This window comes from Streptomyces sp. NPDC050997 (assembly GCF_040660135.1).
Lineage (GTDB): Bacteria > Actinomycetota > Actinomycetes > Streptomycetales > Streptomycetaceae > Streptomyces.
On sequence record NZ_JBFAGK010000007.1, the window covers coordinates 389,456 to 408,805 of the forward strand.

Consider the following 19,350-nt stretch of genomic DNA (forward strand, 5'->3'; position numbering starts at 1 on the left):
CTTGAGAAGAGTCTGCACGAGAGCGGTGCTCCAAAGCAAGAGCAGTGCTCTCCTTTGTGTGCACTGCTCTGATCTCATGGGACACTGACGGGTATGAGCAGCACCCCACGCGGCGCCCGAGCCCGCGCCCGTATCGAAGTCACCGCGGCCATCAAGGACGAGGCACGCGGACAGCTCGCGGCCGAAGGCGCCGCCAGGCTCTCGCTGCGGGCCGTGGCCCGCGAACTAGGCATGGTCTCCTCCGCGCTGTACCGCTACTTCCCCAGTCGCGACGACCTGCTCACCGCTCTCATCATCGACGCCTACGACTCCGTCGGCGAGCGCGCGGAAGCGGCGTACGCCGCTTCCGCCGACGCCGGGCCCGTCCGGTGCTGGTCGGCGGTGTGCGAGGCCGTGCGCACCTGGGCGCTCGGAACCCCGCACGAGTACGCGCTGATCCACGGCTCACCGGTGCCCGGCTACACCGCGCCGGAGACAACGGTCCCGGCCGCCTCCCGGACCGGCCTCGTCCTGATCGGCATCGTCCGTGACGCGCACCAGGGCTCCGGTCTCGCCGAGCTGCCGCTGCCCGCCGAACTGCGGCCCGAGGCCGAGCGGATCGCCGCCGACTTCGCCCCCGACCTCCCGCCGGAGGCGGTGGCGGCGCTCGTCGCGGCCTGGGCCGAGCTGTACGGGCTGATCGGTTTCGAGCTCTTCGGGCAGTTCAACCGGGTCGTGGAGGACCGCGAGCCCTTCTTCCGGCACGCGGTGACCCGGCTCGCCCACAGCGTGGGACTGCCGGACACCCCACCTGGGTGAGCCGCCGAAACGGGCGGGGGCGGGCCCGGCGTACTTCGCGGGGAGTACGTGTGATCACCGCGCCCGGCGGACGCCACCTGGACCGGTGGGCGTCTAGCGTGGCCGTCATGGACGAGCACGAGGAGCCCGCGGGCCGCGGCGGTGCGCCCCAGTGGTGGCGCAACGGGCCCGCGTGGTGGAACCGCTGGGACGAGCGGGAGCGAAGCGGCCGGTGGCCCTGGCGCTCCACCCTGCTGCTCACCGTGTTCGTGCTCGCCGGCTCGAACTTCGCGGCGCACGCGCAGGAGAGCGAGCGGACGGCCCTCACCCCCTTCGGGCGGCTGCTCCTGGTGGTGGCCTCGGTGCTGCCGCTGTGGCGGCTTCGGTATCCGGTGGTCGTCGTGTTCGGCACCGCGGCGGCGGCCATGCTCTACCTGAGCGCCGGATATCCGTACGGGCCGGTGTTCCTGGCCGTCGCTCTGGCCTGCTTCAGCGCCGTCGTCGCGGGGCACCGCAGGGCCGCGTGGGCGGCGCTGGGGATGCTCTGGGCCGGGCACGTCCTGGTCGCGCACTGGCTGTACCGGTGGCTGCCGCCCTCCGGGGACCCGGCCGCCTCCTGGGGTGCGGAGATCGTGGTCGCCACCTGGGCGGTGGCGATCGTCGCGGTGTCGGAACTCGCCCGCACCCGACGTGAGCAGTGGGCCCGCGAGCGGGCCGAGCGCGCCCAGGCGACCCGTCGGCGCGCGGACGAGGAGCGGCTGCGGATCGCCCGTGAGCTGCACGACGTCCTCGCGCACAGCATCTCGGTCATCAATGTGCAGGCCGGCGTCGGCCTCGCGCTCCTCGACACCGACCCGGAACAGGCGCGCACGGCGCTCACCACCATCAAGGCGGCGAGCAAGGAGGCGCTCGGCGAGGTCCGCCAGGTCCTCGACACGCTGCGCACGCCCGGAGACGCGCCGCGTGCGCCGGCACCCGGCCTTGACCGACTGCCCGAGCTGGTGGAGCAGGCGGCGGGCGCCGGTCTCACGGTCGAGGTCGCGGGCGAGCCGCCCCGCCTCGCGCCCGGGACGGACCTCGCGGCGTTTCGGATCGTCCAGGAGGCCCTCACCAATGTCGTACGGCACTCCGGTTCACGGCAGGCGCGGGTGCGGCTCGACCACGACGGCGAGGCGCTACGGCTCCGTATCGACGACGACGGACCGGCGACCGGGGCCGAGGCGGGCGGCAGCGGCAACGGTCTGGCCGGAATGCGGGAGCGGGCCGCCGCCCTGGGTGGCACGATCGAGGCGGGCCCGCGTGCCGACGGCGGGTTCCGGGTGCTGGCGGTGCTGCCGTCGAAGGTCAAGGAGGAGGGCCGGTGATCCGTGTACTGCTCGCCGACGACCAGTCCCTGGTGCGGGCCGGCTTCCGGGCACTGCTGGGCGCCCAGCCGGACATCGAGGTGGCCGGGGAGGCCTCCGACGGCGAGGAGGCGGTGCGCGAGGTCCGCGAACTGCGCCCCGACGTCGTCCTGATGGACATCCGCATGCCGCTCCTCGACGGCTTGGCCGCGACCCGCCGGATCACCGAGGACACGGCGCTCCGGCAGGTCAAGGTGGTCATGCTGACCACCTTCGAACTCGACGAGTACGTCTTCGAGGCGATCCGTTCGGGCGCCTCCGGGTTCCTGGTCAAGGACACCGAACCGGAGGAACTCCTGCGCGCCGTACGGGCGGTGGTCGGTGGCGACGCGCTGCTCTCACCGGGCGTCACCCGACGGCTGATCGCCGAGTTCGCCGCCCGCTCCAAGGAACCGGCCGCCGCCGACGCCCTCGCCCAACTCACCGAGCGGGAACGGGAGGTGATGGCACTGGTCGGCATCGGCCTGTCCAACGATGAGATCGCCCGCCGCCTGGTCGTCAGCCCGCTCACCGCCAAGACCCACGTCAGCCGCACGATGGTCAAGCTGGCCGTCCGCGACCGGGCCCAACTCGTCGTGCTGGCCTACGAGTCGGGGCTGGTGCGGCCGGGCTGGCTGGGCTGAGGCGCGTTCCGGAAACGGACCAGCACGCTGACGACCCGGGCGAGGAAGAGGACGGGCGCGAGGATCAGCCCGGTGCGGACCAGCAACAGCTCGACGGTGTACGGCAGCGCGAACAGCAGTGCCGGACCGGCCACCGCCCCGAAGACGACCGCCGCCGCGAACGCCGCGCTGAACAGCGCGTACCCGATCTCGACGGTGATCGCGTCCCGCTCGCTCTGACCGCGCCGTCCCCCGTGGGTCTCCATCCCAGAAGTCTCACAGGCGCGCGCCCGGCGGAGCAAGCAGGCCCCGCCGGGCGCACGCCGTCGAAGACGGCCTCTCAGACCTGACCGTTGGGACAGTGCCTAGTCGCGTACGGGAACGCGCTCCGTCTCCTCCACGGTGGACTTGGCGATCACGACGGACGGCCGTGCGTGTCGCTTGGGCCGCAGGCCCGTGAGTGTGATCAGCAGCCCGGCCGCGGCGACCACCGTCACCACGACCAGCCCGGGCCGGTAGCTGTCGAGGACTGCCTGCGGGGTGGCGTTCTCGGGGGCGCCCGCGGTCACCACGGCCGTCACGATCGCGAGGAAGATCGCGCCGCCCACCTGCACCGAGGTGTTCAGCAGCCCCGAGACCATGCCCTGCTCGCGGTCCTCGACGCCGTTGGTGGCCTGGATGTTGAGCGACGGGAAGACCAGGGCGCAGGCGGCGCCGATGAGCAGCATCGACGGCAGGATGACGGCCGCGTACACGGGGTCGAGGTCGACGCGGAGGAACAGCGCGTAGCCGACGACCATCAGCGCGAAGCCCGCCGCGATCAGCCGCTGCGTGCCGTACCGGTCGACGATCGAGCCGACCTTCGTCGAGGACAGTGCCACCAGCGCGCCGGCCGGCAGGAAGGCGAGCGCCGTGTGCAGCGCCGACCAGCCGAGCAGGGTCTGCATGTACAGGGTGACCAGGAACTGGAAACCGACGTACGAGCCGAAGAAGGCCATGGCACCGAGCTGGGCCCGGATCTGGGTGCCGGACCGCAGCACGCCGAGCCGGATCAGCGGGCCGGCCGAGCGCCGCTCGACCCGGACGAACACGGTGAGCAGGACGGCGACGGCCAGGAAGGACAACAGGGTTCGGGCCGACGCCCAGCCGGCCTCCGGTGCCTGGACGACGGTGAAGACCAGCAGCAGCATCGACGCGGTGCCGAGGACGGCCCCCGGGATGTCGTACCCGTTGTGGTCCTTCTCGCGGGCGCTGCGCGGCAGCAGCTTCAGGCCGGCGGCCAGGGCGATCAGGGCGATGGGCGCGGGCAGCAGCATGGTCAGGCGCCAGCTGGCCTCGGTGAGCAGACCGGACAGCACCAGGCCCATCGAGAAGCCGGTGGCGGCGCAGGTGGTGTAGATGGAGAGGGCGCGGTTGCGCAGCGGGCCCTCCGGGAACGTCGTGGTGATGATCGAGAGGCCGGCCGGTGCGGTGAAGGCCGCGCTCAGGCCCTTGATGAAGCGGCTGGCGATCAGCAGCGGGCCCGAGTCGACGAGCCCGCCGAGCAGCGAGGCCAGCGCGAAGACACCCAGGGCGATCAGGAAGACCTGGCGTCGGCCCAGCAGGTCGGCGGTCCGTCCGCCGAGGAGCAACAGGCCGCCGTAGCCCAGGATGTAGCCGCTGACGATCCATTGCAGGGTCGAGGTCGACAGGCCGAGATCGGCACCGATCGACGGCAGGGCGACGCCGACCATCGACACGTCCAGCGCGTCCAGGAACATCGCGGCGCACAGCACGAGCAGGGTGCCCCACAGACGGGGCGTCCAGCGAACCGTCGGGGACGGGGCCGTGGGTGTGGTGAGCGGAGAGGTCATGGCGAAGAGACTACATGCGCATGCATCGAATGTAAGCGCATTTAATTCCGATGCAACAAATTCGTTTCTCTGCTACGGTGCGCCCATGGCGGCGAAGAAAGCCGAGCGGGCGCTCGCGGAACAGTGGCGGGAGATCCTGGCACTGCATGCGCGCACCCAGTGCGAACTCGACCGCGCACTGCACCAACACGGCTTGTGCGGCAGTGACTTCGAGGTACTCGACGTCCTGTCCGAGGGGCGTTCCGCGGACGGCGGGTGCGCCTTTCGCGTGCAGGAGATCTCCGAGCGCGTCCACCTCAGTCAGAGCGCGCTGTCGCGGTTGATCGCCCGGCTGGAGAAGGACGGGCTCGTCGAGCGCGCGATGTGCGCGGAGGACCGGCGGGGCGTACGGGTGGCGCTCACGGAGAAGGGGCGCGCGCTGCACGGCGACGTGTTGCCGGTACAGCGCGCGGTGCTGACAAGGATGCTGGCTTCGAGCTGAGGCGGGCTCAGGTTCAGGTCACACGGCCGACTTCGCCCGCCACAACTCCGCGACCGAGGCGTCACCGGTCACCGCGGGAAACGGCAGCCGGTTCCACAGCGCGAGATACAACTCCGCGACAGGACCGGCCACTTCACAGTCGACGTCCTCGCCGGGCCCGGCATCACCCCGCTTGGCCACCGGCGGTTCCTGCGACAGCCGTACGGTCCACACGGCGTCGTCCGCGTCCGTCGCCCGCACCCGCAGTACCCGGGGCTCCGGTGTGCGCACCCTGCTCCTGTCGCGGGCGTGGAAGCCGATCAGCAGTTCGTCGATGCCGTCCGCCGCGAAGGCGGGGTCGATCCCGGTCGGGGTGCCGCCCCTGGCCGACTCGGCGTCGAAGCGGTGCACGGTCGTCTCGTGCGCCTGCCGCCGGGCCCAGAACGCGAGCGGCGACGGGGCGGGCAGGAAGTGCCAGCACCGGACGTCGGGCGAGGCGCTGGTGAGGGTGCTGACGAGCTTCCCGTGTCCCTCCCGGAACCAGGTGAGCAACGCGGCGCCGTCCAGGTCGGGCGGGCCACCGACGGGGCGGGGGGAGGAGTGACCCTCGGCGACGAGCGAGGTCGCCCAACGGTGCACCTTGCCTGTGTGCCGCAGCAGGTCGTTCACCTGCCACTCCGGGCAGGTCGGCACCTTCGCGTCGGTGCCGGCCTGCTCGGCGGCGGTGGCCAGCGACCGGCCTTCCCGGTCCAGGATCGCTACGAACTCGGCAGTCTCCATGGGGTGAGTCTGCCGGATGGAGCACGCTCCAGGGGGAGCTTTGCGCGGGGCGAGGTGACGGGGAGTCCCCCACTGATGACGGGTGGCCGGTGGTCGGCTACTGGTTTCGCGCGGGGCCCGGAGCCTGCTCGGCCGGGCCCGCGGGGCGGACGGTGAGGCTGATCAGGGTGGCGACCGCAGCGAGTACGGCGACGCTGGTCAGAGCGACGGGAAGGGAGAACCAGTCGGCCATGAATCCGATGGCGGGTGGTCCGAGGAGCATGCCGCCGTAGCCGAGTGTGGAGGCGATCGCGACTCCGTCCGGGCCGGCCAGCGTGCCTGCGCGTTCCACGGCGACGGGGAAGAGGTTCGCGAGCCCGAGGCCGGTGATCACGAAGCCGACGAGCGCGACCCACAGGGAGGGAGTGAGCGCGGCGAGCAGCATGCCGACCGCGGCGGTCGCGCCGCCGACCACCAAAGTGCGTGTCTGGCCCAGACGTTCGAGCAGCTGGGTGCCGGTCAGGCGGCCGATGGTCATGGCGAGCGCGAAGCAGGAGTAGCCGACAGCCGCCACGCCCGGTGCGGCGTCGAGGTCCTGCTCCAGGTGCAGGGCGCTCCAGTCGGCCAGGGCGCCCTCGCCGTAGGCCGTGCACAGGGCGATCAGACCGAAAGTGATCACGAGGGGGCGGGTGTGGGCTCCCAGCCGGCGCGGCGCGGACGTCGACGTCGGTGCGCTCTCCGGTGGTGGCGGAGGCTGGATACGCAGCAGCGTGCGGCCCGCGAGGACGGTGACGAGCAGTCCGATCGCGGTGAGGCCGAGTAGGTGTTGCGTGGGGGACAGCACTCCGGCGACCAGCGCGCCCAGTCCGGCGCCGACCATGCCGCCGAGGCTGAAAGCGGCGTGGAAGGTGGGCATGATGGGGCGTTGCAGGGCTCGTACCAAGTCGACCGCGGCGCTGTTGAAGGCGACGTTTATCCCGCCGTACGCGCTGCCGAAAATCAGCAGCACGGCGCCCAGTGTGAGCGCCGAGTGGGTGAGTGGGGGCAGGGCGACGCTGAGGGAGAGCAGGACGGCGCAGACGACGGTGACCTGGTGGTTGCCGTAGCGGCGGCAGAGGCGGCCGGTGAGCATCATCGTGATGACGGCGCCGGCGGAGACGCCGAGGAGGGCGAGTCCGAGGGTGCTGGCGGAGGCGCCGGTCTGATGCTTGATGGCGGGGATGCGCACGACCCAGCCGGCGAAGACGAAGCCGTCGAGGGCGAAGAAGACGGTGAGGACGATACGGAGCCGGGTGAGGGTGTCGCCCGGCACGGCGTTGTGCGTTCGGGCTTTGTTTATTAGCGGCACAAAATCAGGCTATGGGGGAGCCGTAACCGGAGCAAGACCTCCCGACGTCCAGGCCAACAATGCGGGGCACCCGGCGCCGTACGAGCGCAGGACGACAGCCCCGGGGGCTTCTCGGACGTAATGGCCGTGAGCCTGGTGGCATCCTTCCCCTTGGCCCGGCTGCTGGCCGATCCACCCTCAACAGGGCGAACTCGACGGGGCGTTGCCCCATCTGCCCTCGGACGCGTCCTCGTACCGCACCGAGCGGGTGCTCACCGATCGACCTCGCGATGGCCAGGGGGCTGCTGGACGCGGCCCGCCGTCATGGGGCGGGCTGTGTTCATCGACGGCGTTTCCGGGCGGCCGGAAAGGCGGTCGGCGGGGCGGCCCATGCCTGTGGAGCGTGATCGTCGTAGGAGCGTTCCGTAACGACGACCACCCGAGAACGACTCTGGACCGAGGAACGGGCTTACGCGTTGACTAGTGGGACGGAAACGGAGACTGAGACTGAGCGGCCAGTGGCCGGCTGCTGAGGCCACTGTCGCTGGTCGGAACTACCTTGCCCTGCGTCGGTCCGTACCCCTGCCCGAGGTGGGTGCTGGCGCTTCCTCGGGCAGGAACGTGTCGTCATCCCCGAAGCCCGGTGCCTGGAAGGGGTTCGTCGCCGGAGTCGGGGATGCGACGGTGGCGGAGTGAGGCGCCGTTTCCGGCGCGGAGAACAGAGAGGGGAGGTCGATGAGAAGTCTTCCAATCGTTACCGGGACAGGGAGCGGACCTGTGTGCAGAGGCCGGGAACAGTGGCCCTACAGCTTGCTCATCTTGCTGTACGGACTCATGATTCGCTGTTGCATCGAACCGAAGTCCACGAGCACCGCGATGCCGTCCTCGACGGCGATCGCCCGGCCGAGGCCGTAGATGTCGTGTGTGACCCGGTCTCCCACGGCGAACTGCTTGGGAGCCGGCGTGGCCGGAGCCTTGAAGGGACTGGTGGGCAAATAGCGCTTAGGTGCGGCTGGCTTTGTCATCCCTTCTAGTATGCGCCTGCGCGTAGCACGGTGGGACAGAGTGGTCGGCTCAGGGGCGGAGACTTCGAGCTCGCCGGCCGCCGATCTAGCCGTGGGACCGCAGCCGTGCGCCGGCTGTCCGGGTGCCGCCCGAGGTGCGACGCTGGGAGGGCGAGAGGTATCCGCCGAGGGGACTCGGGAGGACCGATGGGACGTGACGTGCCGGCCCTGGTGTTCACGCGGGAGGACCGCCGTCGGTACCGGGACAAGATGCGCACCTGCCTCGATGTGCTGGAGCAGATGTTGCGCGAGTCGGGTTTCGAGAGCGAGCGCCCCCAGGTGGGACTGGAGATCGAGCTCAATCTGGTGGACGACCACGGGCTGCCGGTGATGCGGAACACCGAGGTCCTCGAGGCGATCGCCGACCCCGACTGGTCGAGCGAGCTGGGCCGCTTCAACTTGGAGATCAACATCCCGCCCCGACAGCTGACAGCCGGTGGCCCCGGTGCCTGGGAGCAGGCGATCCGCGACGCGCTCAACCACGCCGAGGACCGTGCCTCGGCCGTCGGCGCGCACCTGATCATGATCGGCATTCTGCCGACCCTGGCGGAGGCGGACGTCGGCGAGGCCGCCCTGTCCGGTGATCCGCGGTACCAGCTGCTCAACGAGCAGATCTTCGCGGCGCGGGGTGAGGACCTGCGGATCAGGGTGGACGGCGTGGAGCGGCTGGCGATGTACGCCGACGCCATCACCCCCGAGGCCGCCTGCACCAGCACGCAGTTCCATCTGCAGGTCGACCCGAAGCAGTTCGCGGACTACTGGAACGCGGCCCAGGCCATCGCGGGCGTGCAGATCGCCCTGGCGGCGAACTCGCCCTTCCTGTTCGGCAAGGAGTTGTGGCGTGAGACCCGCATCCCCCTGTGCGAGCAGGCCACCGACACCCGCCCCGAGGAGATCAAGACCCAGGGGGTACGACCTCGGGTGTGGTTCGGGGAGCGATGGATCACCAGCGTCTTCGACCTCTTCGAGGAGAACGTCCGGTACTACCCGGCGCTGCTGCCGCTCTGCGACGACGAGGACCCGCGGGAGGCGCTCGAACGCGGCGGCGTTCCGCAACTGGGCGAACTGACGCTGCACAACGGCACGATCTACCGGTGGAACCGCCCCGTCTACGCCGTGAGCGACGGTCGCCCGCATCTGCGCATCGAGAACCGGGTCCTGCCCGCCGGCCCCACCGTGGCCGACATCATCGCCAACGGCGCCTTCTACTACGGCCTGACCCGGACCCTGGTCGACGAGGACCGGCCGGTGTGGACGCGGATGTCCTTCTCGGTGGCCGAGGAGAACCTGCACACCGCGGCCCGCGACGGCATCGACGCCCGCCTCTACTGGCCCGGCGTGGGCGAAGTGCCCGTCACGGAACTGGTGTTGCGGCGCCTGCTGCCCCTGGCCCACCGCGGTCTGGAGCTGTCCCATATGGACGCGGCATGGCGCGAACCCCTGTTGGGCATCATCGAACAGCGCTGCGTCACCGCCCGCAACGGCGCTCTGTGGCAGGCGGAGACGGTCCACCATCTGCAGAAGACCGTCACCTCCGACCGGCAGGAGGCGCTGCGGCGGATGACCACGACATACATGGACTACATGCACATGAACGCGCCCGCGCACACGTGGCCCGTGGACTGACATCCGCGCCAGGACGGCTCTCGGCCCCGGCCACGCCCCGATGCAGGGCTTGTCGCCGTGCTCCCGGGTCTGGCACGATCGCTGCTTCCTGTCACCCACGGCAACAGTTGGCGGCCGTCAAGGAGGTCCGGTGCACAGACGATGGCTGTTCATATCGGCGGCCGTGGCGCTCATCATCGCCTCCCTGACCGTGGTGCTCCTCTCCGACGACAAGGCCGATGTCGGACACGCCGCGGCCACGCCCGCGGCCGGCGAACGGCCGAACGTCCCGCCCGCGACGGAGTCCCCGACCGCGTCAGCCCGTGCCAGCGACGCCTCGTCGAAACCGTCGGCCAAGGGCACCCCGCGGAAAGAGACCGCGCGCCCGACCGCCACGCCGGCGAAGCCTCCGGCCACGAACACCCCGCGAACGCCGTCTGCCGCCGCGCCGTTGGCGGGACGGGTACGGCCCGGTGCCACCTACCGGGGAGTCGCCACCTTCTACGACTCGGACGGCACCGGCGCCTGTCTGTACGACGCGAGTGATGACGTCATGACCGGGGCGATGAACCACACCGACTACGAGTCGGCCACGGCGTGCGGGGCGTACGTACGGGTCCGTACCGCCGACGGGGCCTCCATCACGGTCCGCATCACCAACGAATGCCCGGGGGAGTGCGCACCCGGTCAGATCGACCTCAGCGCACAGGCCTTCGCCGAACTCGCCGCCCCCTCGCTCGGTCAGATCCCGATCACCTGGCAGCTGGTGAGCCCCGGCACCGCCGGCCCGCTCTCGATCCGGTACAAGACCGGGTCCAGCCGGTACTGGTGCGGAATCCAGGTGATCGGTCACCGCAATCCGCTGGCCCGGCTGGAGGTCCGTACCGGCGGCGGCTGGAGTCGGCTGCCGCGTACCGACTACAACTACTTCATCTCCGAGGACGGCAGCGGGTGCGGCGGCGCGATCAGGATCACCGACGTCTTCGGAGAACGGCTCACGCTCGACGGGATCGCACTCCGGCCGAACGTCGTGCAGCCGACCCGGGTTCAGTTCACCAGACGCTGACCCTGCCGCCCGCCCGCCCGCTCAGCCGACCGAGTCGCCCGACGCGGCTGACGCTCGGGCGCCGACCATCCAACAGGCCGCGGTGAAGCGGACCTCCGTGCCCTGCACAAAGGTGTCGAACGCGGCGCGGACCGTTTCGACGAGCTGTGCGCGGGTCCGCTCGTCCACCTCGGGCAGGACCAGGCCGAGGGGACCGAACCGGGTGAAGTAGCCCACCAGTTCCTTCTCGGGCAGCGCGCACGTCACGTCGACCGGCCGGATGTCGATCCCGGTCCACCCGCTCTCCACCAGGATGCGGTGGATCCTGTCCGAGTCCGCGAGGGCGAACTGCCCCGGCTGGTCCGGCCGGCGGGCGGGGAGATCCGGCAGAAGCGGTGCCGCGGCGCGTTCGGCCGTCGTCATGAACGGATTCTCCGCGGGGCCACGCCACGTGATGAAGCGGAGCCGGGCTCCGTCCTTCGCGGCACGGCGCAGATTCGAGAAGGCCCGGACCGAATCCTCGAAGAACATGACGCCGAAGCGCGAAATGATCGCGTCGAAGCCGGCGGGTTCGAACGAGTGCTCCTGGGCGTCGGCCTGGATGAAGGACACCGGCACCTCCGCCTGCTCGGCGCGCTTCCGGGCGGCGGTGATCATCGGTTCCGAGATGTCGACGCCGACGCAGCTGCCCGCCGGACCGAGCCGCTCCGCGACGGCCAGCGTCGTGCCGCCGGTGCCGCAGCCGACGTCGAGCACATGGTCCCCGGCTTCGGCGGACAACGATTCGATGAGCAACTCCTCGAACGGCCTGAGCATCTCGTCCAACACCGCCTGCGCCTCGACCCAGGCATGGCCGGCGGGCCCGCTCCAACGGGCGGCCTGTCCCTCGGTGCTCCTGCGCGCGATGCCCATGATCGTCTCCTGTGCCTGAGGTCATGAGGATGACGGACCTGGACATCGCCGAGGTGGCCCGACGCGCCGGGGTTCCCGTCCCCGGCATGGTAATCGCGCCGCCCTCAGCGGTTCAGGTAGCCGAGTTCGGCGAAGTGTCGCTGATAGGCGTCCAGCAGGCGCTTGGCGACGGCGTACGAGTCGATCAGCGGGTGGATGGTCAGCGCCTTGACCGCGTGTGCGCGGTCGCCGGTGGTGGCGGCGTGGATGACCGCGCGCTCGACCGCCTTGACCGCGCACACCAGGCCGGTGCCGTGGTCGGGCAGCGGGGCTCCGGAGATGGGGCGGGCGCCGTTGGCGTCCACGTGGCAGGGGGCCTCGATGACGGCGTCGTCGTCGAGGACCGGGATCCGGCCGCGGTTACGGACGTTGAGGATGAGGGTGGCGCGTTCGTCCAGGGCGATGGCCCGCATGAGGGAGAGCGCCACCTGCTCGTATCCGCCGGATTCCAGGTCGCACGAGTCCCGTTCGCCCATGCCGACGGCCTCGCGGTTCTCGGCCATGTAGGTGGTCTCGCGCTCCAGGCGTGTGGCGTCCCAGGCGTTCCAGGCCGCGCGGGGTGCCGGCGGCTCGCCGTGGGCGACGCCCATGGAGTCGTAGAAGCGCTGCTGCTGGGAGTGGAGGAAGGCGCCGCGGGTCTGCTCGGCGGCGCGCGCGGAGTCGACCGACTCACGGTTGAAGTAGTAGTGCAGGTATTCGTTGGGCAGCGCGCCGAGTGTGCGCAGCAACTCCGCGCCGAAGAGCTTGCCCTCCTCGAACGAGGCCAGTGCGGCCTCGTTCGCGAACAGGGACGGCAGCAGGTCGCGGCCGTCGACGTGCAGGCCGCACAACCAGCCCAGGTGGTTCAGGCCCACGTAGTCCAGGCGGGCGCGGGCCGGATCGGCGCCGAGCGCCCCGGCCACCCGGCGACCGAGACCCACCGGGGAGTCGCAGATCCCGATCACGCGGTCGCCGAGGTGGGCGGTCATCGCCTCGGTGACCATGCCGGCGGGGTTGGTGAAGTTGATGACCCAGGCGTCGGGCGCCAGCGCGGCGATACGGCGGGCGATCTCGCGGGCCACCGGGACGGTGCGCAGTCCGTACGAGATGCCGCCCGCGCCGACGGTCTCCTGACCCAGTACGCCCTCCTCCAGGGCGATCCGCTCGTCCGCCGCGCGCCCGGCGAGCCCGCCGACCCGGATGGCGGAGAACACGAAGTCGGCTCCGGTGACCGCCTCGTCCAGGTCGGTGGTGACGGTGACGACGGGCGGGTCGCGATGCCCGGCGGACTGGTCGGCGAGGACCTTGCGGATGGTCGTCAGCCGGGAGGCGTCCAGGTCGTACAGGGTCACCTCGGTGACCCGTCCTTCGCCGTGGTCGCCCAGCAGCGCCCGGTAGACCAGCGGAACCCGGAAGCCACCGCCGCCCAGGATCGTGAGTCTCATACCTTGACCACCTCGACTCCCGCCTCACGCAGTCGGCCGCAGGTCTTCTCGTCCGCGGACGCGTTGGTGACCACCACGTCGAGTTCCTCCGGTCCGCACACCCGGGCCATTCCGGTGCCGGGGAACTTGCCCGCGTCCGCCAGCAGGACCACCTGGGCGCTGGCCGCGATCATCGCCCGTTTGACGGGGACCTCGACGGCGGTGGTGTCCAGCACCTGACCGTCGGGGCGGATCCCGCTGGTGCCGAGGAACAGCCGGTCGGCGTGGATCTGCCGCAGGTTGTCCTCGGTGAGGAAGCCCACCAGCGAGCGGTAGTCACGCCGGACCACACCGCCCAGCAGGATCAACTGGACGGCCTTGTCGTCCTGGAGCTCCTCGTAGACGGCCAGGTTGCTGGTGATCACCGTCAGGGACCGGCCGTGCAGGTGGCGGGCCACCCGGTGGGCCGTCGTGCCGATGTCGAGCAGTACGGTCTCGCCGTCCCTGACGAGGTTTGCGCACCATTCGGCCAACGCGTCCTTGGCCTCGACCCGGACCGCGGCCACGTCGGCGAACGGGTCGTCCTCGTCGTCGAGGGGGGCGGCACCGCCGTAGACCCGCTTGAGCAGTCCCTCGTCCTCCAACTGCGCGAGGTCGCGCCGGATGGTGGCCTGACTCGCCCCGACCGCCTCGGCCAGGGAGACGACCGTGGCGGGCCCGTCCGCACGCAGGGCGCGCAGGATCAGCTGATGTCTTCGGTCAGCGAGCATGCCGCAGACCATACTCGTCAACCCGCCAAACTCAAGCAAAGCCGCGCATGAATGTCTCGATTTGTACTTGACCCTTGTCAAACCTGCTCACCAGGTGCACTCTCTTGCGTAATTCGGAGCCAGGTCCGGGCCCCACTCCGGTCGGCCGAAGCGGATCAACGGCGCATTCCGCCGCTACGGACGCTTCGGCGCCGTCTGAGAGGACCCGGTCGAACACCCCGGGTGGCTGAAGAGGTCAACACCACGCCGATGCTCTTCAGCCACCCGGCCCCCGCCGCAGTCCCTCGACTCATGGGTCCTTGCCGGACATGCCGAGAACTAGGAGAAGATCGTGGACCTTTCCCGCAGACGATTCCTTCAGGCCGCCGTACTGACGGCCGCCACGGCCGGTGCCACCGCCGCCTGCGGTGGCGGCTCCGGGTCGACCGGCGGCAAGGACAGCAAGAACCTCACCCTCTGGTACTGGTCCGGTGGCCTGAGTGACAAGGTCGTCGCGGACTCCAAGAAGCACTTCTCCGACATCAGCCTCAAGACCTCCGTGGTCGGCGGCGACTTCAAGACCAAGCTGCTCACCGGCCTGCGGGCCGCGCAGTCCGCCCCGGACATCACCGGCGTCAAGGGCGAGGACATCGCCTCCTTCCTGCCCAACGCCAACCGCTTCATCGACCTGAAGACCGTCGGCGCGGACAAGCTGGTCCCGCAGTACCTGTCGTGGAAGCTGAAGCAGGCCACCTCGCAGGACGGCAAGCTCATCGGCTTCCCGATCGACATCGGTCCCTGCGCCACGTACTACCGCGAGGACCTCTTCGCGAAGGCGGGACTGCCCACCGACCCGGCCAAGGTCTCCTCCGAACTGTCCACCTGGGACGACTACTTCAAGGCCGGCGTCGAACTGCACAAGGCGATACCCAAGACCTACCTGATCAACAACATCGGCTCGGTGTTCTCGATGATCATCGGCCAGGGCACCCGGCGGTTCATCGACGAGGACAACAAGTTCATCGGCGACCAGGACCACATCCGTGCCGCCTGGCTCACCTCCGTGAAGCCCTACACCCTCGGCATCGACGCCAAGATCAACGACAACACCTGGAACGCCGCGATCAGCAACGGCGCCCTGGCCACCGAGATCGGCGCCGCCTGGCACGCGCTGGACATCAGCAACGCCGCCCCGGGCACCAAGGGCAACTGGCGGGTGGCGAGCCTGCCCGGCGGGCCGTCCAACCTCGGCGGGTCCTTCCTGGCCATCCCCGCGACCAGCGGAAACCCCGAAGAGGCCTTCAAGATCATCAGCTGGATCCTCAGCCCGGAGAACCAGGCCCGCGGCTTCACCGACGCGGCCCTGTTCCCGACCGCCCCGGCCGCGTACAAGCTGGCGGCGCTGACCGAGGGCGACGCCTTCTTCGGCGGCCAGAAGACCATCGAGATCTTCGGTCCCGCGGCCGAGAAGATCCACAGCGTCTACGAAGCCCCCGCCGACGCGGCGGTCTCCGCGCCCTACTTCAGCGAGCTGACCAGCATCGAGGCCAAGGGCAAGGACCCCGAGCAGGCCTGGAAGGACGCGGTCGGCCAGGCCAAGCAGATCGCCCAGCGTCAGGGAGTGAAGTGACATGTCGTCAAGCCCGGTAGCCGGGCCGGCTCCCACCGGGCCGACCCCCGGATCCGACGCCGGGCCCACCGACCGGCCGACCCCGGACCGCCGGCGCGGTCCGGGGCGGCACGGCCGCCGGGTCCGGCCGGTGTCGGCCGGGATGCCACGCGTGCCGCGGCGGCGGCCCGGCAGGTACTGGCCGCAGTACCTCGCCATCTCGCCGTACTACCTGCTGTTCTCGGTCTTCATGCTCTTCCCGGTGCTCTACACGGTGTATCTGGCCTTCCAGAAGTGGGACGGCATCGGGGACATGCACTTCGTCGGGTTCCAGCAGTTCCGTTTCCTGTGGGACGACCCGGTGTTCTGGCTGTCCGTCCGCAACACCCTCGTCATCTGGGTGCTGTCCACCGTGCCGATGCTCTGTCTCGCGCTGGTGCTCGCGGTGCTGGTGAACTCGACCCGCCGTCTCACCGCCTTCTACCGGGTCGCCCTCTTCATCCCCAGCATCACCTCGCTGGTGGCCATCGCGATCTTCTTCGGCGCGATCTTCAGCAACAACTTCGGCCTGATCAACGCCATCCTCAGGTCGCTGCATGTGTCGGCCGTGCCATGGATGAGCAACGAGTGGACGATCAAGCTGGTGATCGCGGCGCTGATGACCTGGCAGTGGACCGGTTACAACGCCATCATCTATCTGGCCGGCCTGCAGGCGATCCCCTCGGAGCTCTACGAGGCCGCCAAGATGGACGGAGCCCGCCCGGCACGGATCTTCTTCTCCATCACGATCCCGCTGCTACGGCCCATCATCCTGTTCACCGTGGTGATCTCCACCGTCACCGGCCTGCAGAGCTTCACCGAACCCCAGGTGCTGTTCGGCAGCGAGGCGGCCACCAATCCCAACTCCGGCGGGCCGGGCCAGGCGGGCCTGACCACGCTGCTGTACTTCTACCACCAGGCCTTCGACAACAACGACTTCGGCTACGGCGCCGCGATCGTCTGGGCCTTCTTCCTGGTGATCCTGCTCATCGTCCTCATCAACTGGCGCCTGGTGCAGCGAAAGGACCGACAGCCGTGAACAGCCAGAACCGCAACCGGTTCCGGGGGCTGAGCGTTCACCTCGCCCTGATGACCGGTGTCGTCATCTCCGTGTTCCCGTTCTACTGGATCGTCGTCATGGCGACGAACACCTCGCAGGACATCTACCGCTTTCCGCCGAAGCTGTGGTTCGGCGACAACCTGCTGACCAACATCCAGCACCTGTTCGGCAGGATGGACTTCTTCGGGTCGATGTTCAACACCCTGACGGTGGCGGTCTGTACGACCCTGCTGGTGCTGTTCTTCGACTCGCTGGCGGCCTTCGCCTTCGCCAAGTACGACTTCCCCGCGAAGAAGTTCCTGTTCGGTCTGCTGCTGTCGATGTACATCCTGCCGACCCAGCTGGCGATCATCCCGCAGTACGAGATCATGGTGCAGCTGGGCTGGCTGGGCACGCTCAAGGCGCTCATCGTGCCCGCCGCCGCCAACGCCTTCGGCATCTTCTGGATGCGTCAGTACACCACCAGCAGTGTCCCCGACGAACTGCTGGACGCCGCGCGGATCGAGGGCGCCGGGTTCTTCCGCCTGTACTGGCACGTGGTGCTGCCGTGCGTCCGCCCGGCCCTGGCGTTCCTCGGCATCTACACCTTCATCGCCGCCTGGAACGACTACATCCTGCCGTTGGTGATGCTGGTCAACCCGGACCACCTCACCCTCCAGGTGGCGCTGGCACAGCTGTACGCCGGCCACTCCACCGACTACAGCATGGTGATGTCCGGAGTGCTGCTGTCGGTGATCCCGCTGGTGCTGGTGTTCACCTTCTTCGCCCGCGGTTTCATCGCCGACGCCACCAAGGGTGCCCTGCGCTGAACCCGTGGTCCGCGGGGCGCCCGGCGGCCCCGCGGGCCCGCTGTCCGTGCCCGCCTCCTACCTCCGCCTCCCACCTCCGCCTCCTGCCCCGCCTCCTGTCACCGACCCGGTCTGTCGCCGTCGTCGATTACCGTCGTCATCGCCTCGACGAGGCCCCGGTCGGCCGCCACCCCGGCCGCGCCCGAGCACCGACAGGAGCTTCCCGTGACGTACGACGTAGCCGCCCTCCGCGCGCAGTTCCCCGCCCTGAGCGCCGGGATCGCCCACTTCGACGGGCCCGGCGGCACCCAGACCCCCAGGCCTGTCATCCAGGCCATCGCCGACGTGCTGGCGCAGCCGCTGTCGAACCGGGGCCACATCACGGCCGGGGAGCGCAACGCCGAGACCGTCGTCTCCGAGAGCCGCCGGGCCATGGCGGATCTGCTGGGCGCGCAGCCGTCCGGGATCGTCTTCGGCCGCAGCGCCACCCAGCTCACCTACGACTTCTCCCGCACCCTCGCCAGGACGTGGTCGCCCGGCGACGAGGTGGTCGTCACCCGCCTCGACCACGACTCCAACATCCGCCCCTGGATCCAGGCCGCCGAGCAGGCCGGCGCCGTCGTGCGGTGGGCCGACTTCGACCCCGCGACCGGTGAGCTGACCGTCGAGGACATCCGCGCCGTGCTCTCGCAGCGGACCCGGCTGGTCGCTGTCACCGCCGCCTCCAACCTGATCGGCACCCGGCCCGCGACCGCCGCGATGTCCCAGGCGGCACACGAGGTGGGCGCGCTGCTCTACGTCGACGGCGTGCACTACACCGCCCACTCCCTGGTCGACGTCGAGCAGCTCGGCGCGGACTTCTTCGTCTGCTCCCCGTACAAGTTCCTCGGCCCGCACCACGGCGTCCTCGCCGCCCGGCCGCCGTTGCTGGAGAGTCTGCACCCGGACAAACTGCTGCCCTCCACGGACGTGGTCCCGGAACGCTTCGAACTCGGCACGCTGCCCTACGAGTTCCTCGCCGGTACCCGCGCCGCGGTCGACTTCCTCGCCGGCCTCGACGCGAGCGCCGAGGGCACCCGCCGTCAGCGGCTTGTCGCCGCGTCCGCGGCGCTGGAAGAGCACGAGCGGATCCTGCGGGCGCGGATCGACAAGGGCCTGTCCGCCCTGGAGCAGGTCACGGTGCACTCCCGGGCCGCGGACCGCACCCCCACCGTGCTGATGACCTTCGAGGGGCGCGGCACGACAGACGCCTACCGCTTTCTGGCGGACCGTGGTGTCCAGGCGCCCGCCGGGACCTTCTACGCCCTCGAGGCGTCCCGCCGGCTCGGCCTCGGGGACACCGGCGGTCTCCGCGTCGGTCTCGCGCCCTACAACGACACCGAGGACGTCGACCGGCTCCTCGCGGGCCTGTCGGAGTTCCTGCGGGTGGGGCCCGGTGTGTCCGGGTGACGGGCACGTTCAGTCGGCGGAGGTGCCGCCGGTCGCCCGCGGGCGCAGGCGCAGGGTGAGGATCTGGAACGGGCGCAGCCGCAACCGGGCGGTGCCGTCCGTGACCTCATGGCTCGTGGTGTCGTCGAGTGGGCGTTCCAGCAGGTCCGTGGCCGTGACCGGCAGCCAGGTGTTGCGCGGGTTGAGCGCCTTCACCGCGGTGCCGTCGGCCCGATAGACCAGGCCCTCGGCGGAGAAGCCGGGGGAGTGGGTCGAGAAACCCAGGTCGAGGACGGCCTCGGCGGGCAGTCCCGTCCAGTCGTCCGGGATCACGCCGTCGACCCGGAACCAGCTCGTGGACCAGGCGGGGGCCCACCGGTCGCCGACCTGCGCCGGACGGTAGGGAGCCGTCAGGCCGTGTTGCGGTC

At 70.3% G+C, this 19,350-nt stretch carries 18 protein-coding genes and 1 pseudogene; 10 read left to right on the top strand and 9 right to left on the bottom strand.

The features are described from left to right. Positions 1-93 precede the first annotated feature (93 nt). The 3 genes from AB0H86_RS19165 (at position 94) to AB0H86_RS19175 (ending at position 2,803) form a co-directional block, all read left to right on the top strand. Entirely contained in the window at positions 94-798 is a 705-nt protein-coding gene (locus AB0H86_RS19165) for a TetR/AcrR family transcriptional regulator (RefSeq protein ID WP_362439443.1), read from the top strand. A 107-nt stretch (positions 799-905) separates the two neighbouring features. Next, positions 906-2,141, top strand: a complete 1,236-nt coding sequence (locus AB0H86_RS19170; RefSeq protein ID WP_362439446.1) for a sensor histidine kinase — start codon at positions 906-908, stop codon at positions 2,139-2,141. Then, positions 2,138-2,803, top strand: coding sequence for a response regulator transcription factor (locus AB0H86_RS19175; protein ID WP_362439449.1), 666 nt, complete (start codon positions 2,138-2,140; stop codon positions 2,801-2,803). The genes AB0H86_RS19170 and AB0H86_RS19175 overlap by 4 nt, the downstream gene beginning before the upstream one ends. Here the strand turns inward: AB0H86_RS19175 and AB0H86_RS19180 are convergent. Beyond that, positions 2,764-3,048 carry a DUF6332 family protein gene (locus AB0H86_RS19180; protein WP_362439453.1) on the bottom strand — a complete coding sequence of 95 codons (285 nt, stop codon included), beginning with the start codon at positions 3,046-3,048 and terminating at the stop codon, positions 2,764-2,766. The genes AB0H86_RS19175 and AB0H86_RS19180 overlap by 40 nt on opposite strands. Positions 3,049-3,147: 99 nt before the next feature. Further along, positions 3,148-4,635, bottom strand: coding sequence for an MFS transporter (locus AB0H86_RS19185; RefSeq protein ID WP_362439456.1), 1,488 nt, complete (start codon positions 4,633-4,635; stop codon positions 3,148-3,150). Positions 4,636-4,720: 85 nt separating this feature from the next. Here AB0H86_RS19185 and AB0H86_RS19190 point away from each other — a divergent pair, with 85 nt between their 5' ends. Further along, positions 4,721-5,116, top strand: coding sequence for a MarR family transcriptional regulator (locus tag AB0H86_RS19190; RefSeq protein ID WP_362439459.1), 396 nt, complete (start codon positions 4,721-4,723; stop codon positions 5,114-5,116). Between the two features lie 18 nt (positions 5,117-5,134). Here the strand turns inward: AB0H86_RS19190 and AB0H86_RS19195 are convergent, their stop codons facing one another. The 3 genes from AB0H86_RS19195 to AB0H86_RS19205 form a co-directional block, all read right to left on the bottom strand. Then, complete coding sequence (locus AB0H86_RS19195) at positions 5,135-5,875, bottom strand: maleylpyruvate isomerase family mycothiol-dependent enzyme (RefSeq protein WP_362439462.1); 741 nt, start codon at positions 5,873-5,875, stop codon at positions 5,135-5,137. Positions 5,876-5,972: 97 nt separating this feature from the next. Further along, entirely contained in the window at positions 5,973-7,166 is a 1,194-nt protein-coding gene (locus tag AB0H86_RS19200) for an MFS transporter (protein ID WP_362439465.1), read from the bottom strand. An 818-nt stretch (positions 7,167-7,984) separates the two neighbouring features. Then, on the bottom strand, positions 7,985-8,206 hold the full coding sequence (locus AB0H86_RS19205; protein ID WP_362439468.1) for a hypothetical protein: 222 nt from the start codon (positions 8,204-8,206) through the stop codon (positions 7,985-7,987). A 186-nt stretch (positions 8,207-8,392) separates the two neighbouring features. On the opposite strand from AB0H86_RS19205, the gene AB0H86_RS19210 reads away from it, so the two are divergent. Further along, positions 8,393-9,871, top strand: a complete 1,479-nt coding sequence (locus tag AB0H86_RS19210; RefSeq protein ID WP_362439471.1) for a glutamate--cysteine ligase — start codon at positions 8,393-8,395, stop codon at positions 9,869-9,871. A gap of 130 nt (positions 9,872-10,001) precedes the next feature. Beyond that, positions 10,002-10,916, top strand: coding sequence for an expansin EXLX1 family cellulose-binding protein (locus AB0H86_RS19215; RefSeq protein WP_362439474.1), 915 nt, complete (start codon positions 10,002-10,004; stop codon positions 10,914-10,916). Positions 10,917-10,937: 21 nt separating this feature from the next. On the opposite strand, the gene AB0H86_RS19220 is transcribed toward AB0H86_RS19215, so the two are convergent. The 3 genes from AB0H86_RS19220 to AB0H86_RS19230 form a co-directional block, all read right to left on the bottom strand. Beyond that, positions 10,938-11,807, bottom strand: a complete 870-nt coding sequence (locus AB0H86_RS19220) for a methyltransferase domain-containing protein (RefSeq protein ID WP_362439477.1) — start codon at positions 11,805-11,807, stop codon at positions 10,938-10,940. A 104-nt stretch (positions 11,808-11,911) separates the two neighbouring features. After that, a complete protein-coding gene (locus AB0H86_RS19225; protein ID WP_362439480.1) occupies positions 11,912-13,270 on the bottom strand; it encodes a 6-phospho-beta-glucosidase in 1,359 nt (452 codons plus the stop codon). Next, positions 13,267-14,019, bottom strand: coding sequence for a DeoR/GlpR family DNA-binding transcription regulator (locus tag AB0H86_RS19230; protein ID WP_362439483.1), 753 nt, complete (start codon positions 14,017-14,019; stop codon positions 13,267-13,269). Before AB0H86_RS19230 ends, AB0H86_RS19225 begins: the two co-directional genes overlap by 4 nt. A gap of 331 nt (positions 14,020-14,350) precedes the next feature. Here AB0H86_RS19230 and AB0H86_RS19235 point away from each other — a divergent pair, with 331 nt between their 5' ends. From AB0H86_RS19235 to AB0H86_RS19250, 4 genes are all read left to right on the top strand, one after another. Beyond that, the gene (locus AB0H86_RS19235) at positions 14,351-15,628 is read left to right on the top strand and encodes an extracellular solute-binding protein (protein ID WP_362439486.1); all 1,278 of its coding nucleotides are present in this window, start codon (positions 14,351-14,353) and stop codon (positions 15,626-15,628) included. A 142-nt stretch (positions 15,629-15,770) separates the two neighbouring features. Then, positions 15,771-16,685, top strand: a complete 915-nt coding sequence (locus AB0H86_RS19240; RefSeq protein ID WP_362439733.1) for a sugar ABC transporter permease — start codon at positions 15,771-15,773, stop codon at positions 16,683-16,685. A 50-nt stretch (positions 16,686-16,735) separates the two neighbouring features. Continuing rightward, positions 16,736-17,515, top strand: coding sequence for a carbohydrate ABC transporter permease (locus tag AB0H86_RS19245; RefSeq protein WP_362439736.1), 780 nt, complete (start codon positions 16,736-16,738; stop codon positions 17,513-17,515). Positions 17,516-17,719: 204 nt separating this feature from the next. Further along, complete coding sequence (locus AB0H86_RS19250) at positions 17,720-18,943, top strand: cysteine desulfurase-like protein (RefSeq protein ID WP_362439489.1); 1,224 nt, start codon at positions 17,720-17,722, stop codon at positions 18,941-18,943. 156 nt (positions 18,944-19,099) lie between these two features. On the opposite strand, the pseudogene AB0H86_RS19255 reads toward AB0H86_RS19250, so the two are convergent. Next, a pseudogene (locus AB0H86_RS19255) lies at positions 19,100-19,336 on the bottom strand (hypothetical protein); the annotation flags it as partial. Between the last annotated feature and the right edge of the window lie 14 nt (positions 19,337-19,350).

Coding starts and splice junctions, on each gene's coding strand:
- AB0H86_RS19165 (WP_362439443.1), top strand. CDS start 94: ATGAGCAGCACCCCACGCGGCGCCCGAGCCCGCGCCCGTATCGAAGTC.
- AB0H86_RS19170 (WP_362439446.1), top strand. CDS start 906: ATGGACGAGCACGAGGAGCCCGCGGGCCGCGGCGGTGCGCCCCAGTGG.
- AB0H86_RS19180 (WP_362439453.1), bottom strand. CDS start 3,048: ATGGAGACCCACGGGGGACGGCGCGGTCAGAGCGAGCGGGACGCGATC.
- AB0H86_RS19185 (WP_362439456.1), bottom strand. CDS start 4,635: ATGACCTCTCCGCTCACCACACCCACGGCCCCGTCCCCGACGGTTCGC.
- AB0H86_RS19190 (WP_362439459.1), top strand. CDS start 4,721: ATGGCGGCGAAGAAAGCCGAGCGGGCGCTCGCGGAACAGTGGCGGGAG.
- AB0H86_RS19195 (WP_362439462.1), bottom strand. CDS start 5,875: ATGGAGACTGCCGAGTTCGTAGCGATCCTGGACCGGGAAGGCCGGTCG.
- AB0H86_RS19205 (WP_362439468.1), bottom strand. CDS start 8,206: ATGACAAAGCCAGCCGCACCTAAGCGCTATTTGCCCACCAGTCCCTTC.
- AB0H86_RS19210 (WP_362439471.1), top strand. CDS start 8,393: ATGGGACGTGACGTGCCGGCCCTGGTGTTCACGCGGGAGGACCGCCGT.
- AB0H86_RS19220 (WP_362439477.1), bottom strand. CDS start 11,807: ATGGGCATCGCGCGCAGGAGCACCGAGGGACAGGCCGCCCGTTGGAGC.
- AB0H86_RS19225 (WP_362439480.1), bottom strand. CDS start 13,270: ATGAGACTCACGATCCTGGGCGGCGGTGGCTTCCGGGTTCCGCTGGTC.
- AB0H86_RS19230 (WP_362439483.1), bottom strand. CDS start 14,019: ATGCTCGCTGACCGAAGACATCAGCTGATCCTGCGCGCCCTGCGTGCG.
- AB0H86_RS19240 (WP_362439733.1), top strand. CDS start 15,771: ATGCCACGCGTGCCGCGGCGGCGGCCCGGCAGGTACTGGCCGCAGTAC.
- AB0H86_RS19245 (WP_362439736.1), top strand. CDS start 16,736: ATGACCGGTGTCGTCATCTCCGTGTTCCCGTTCTACTGGATCGTCGTC.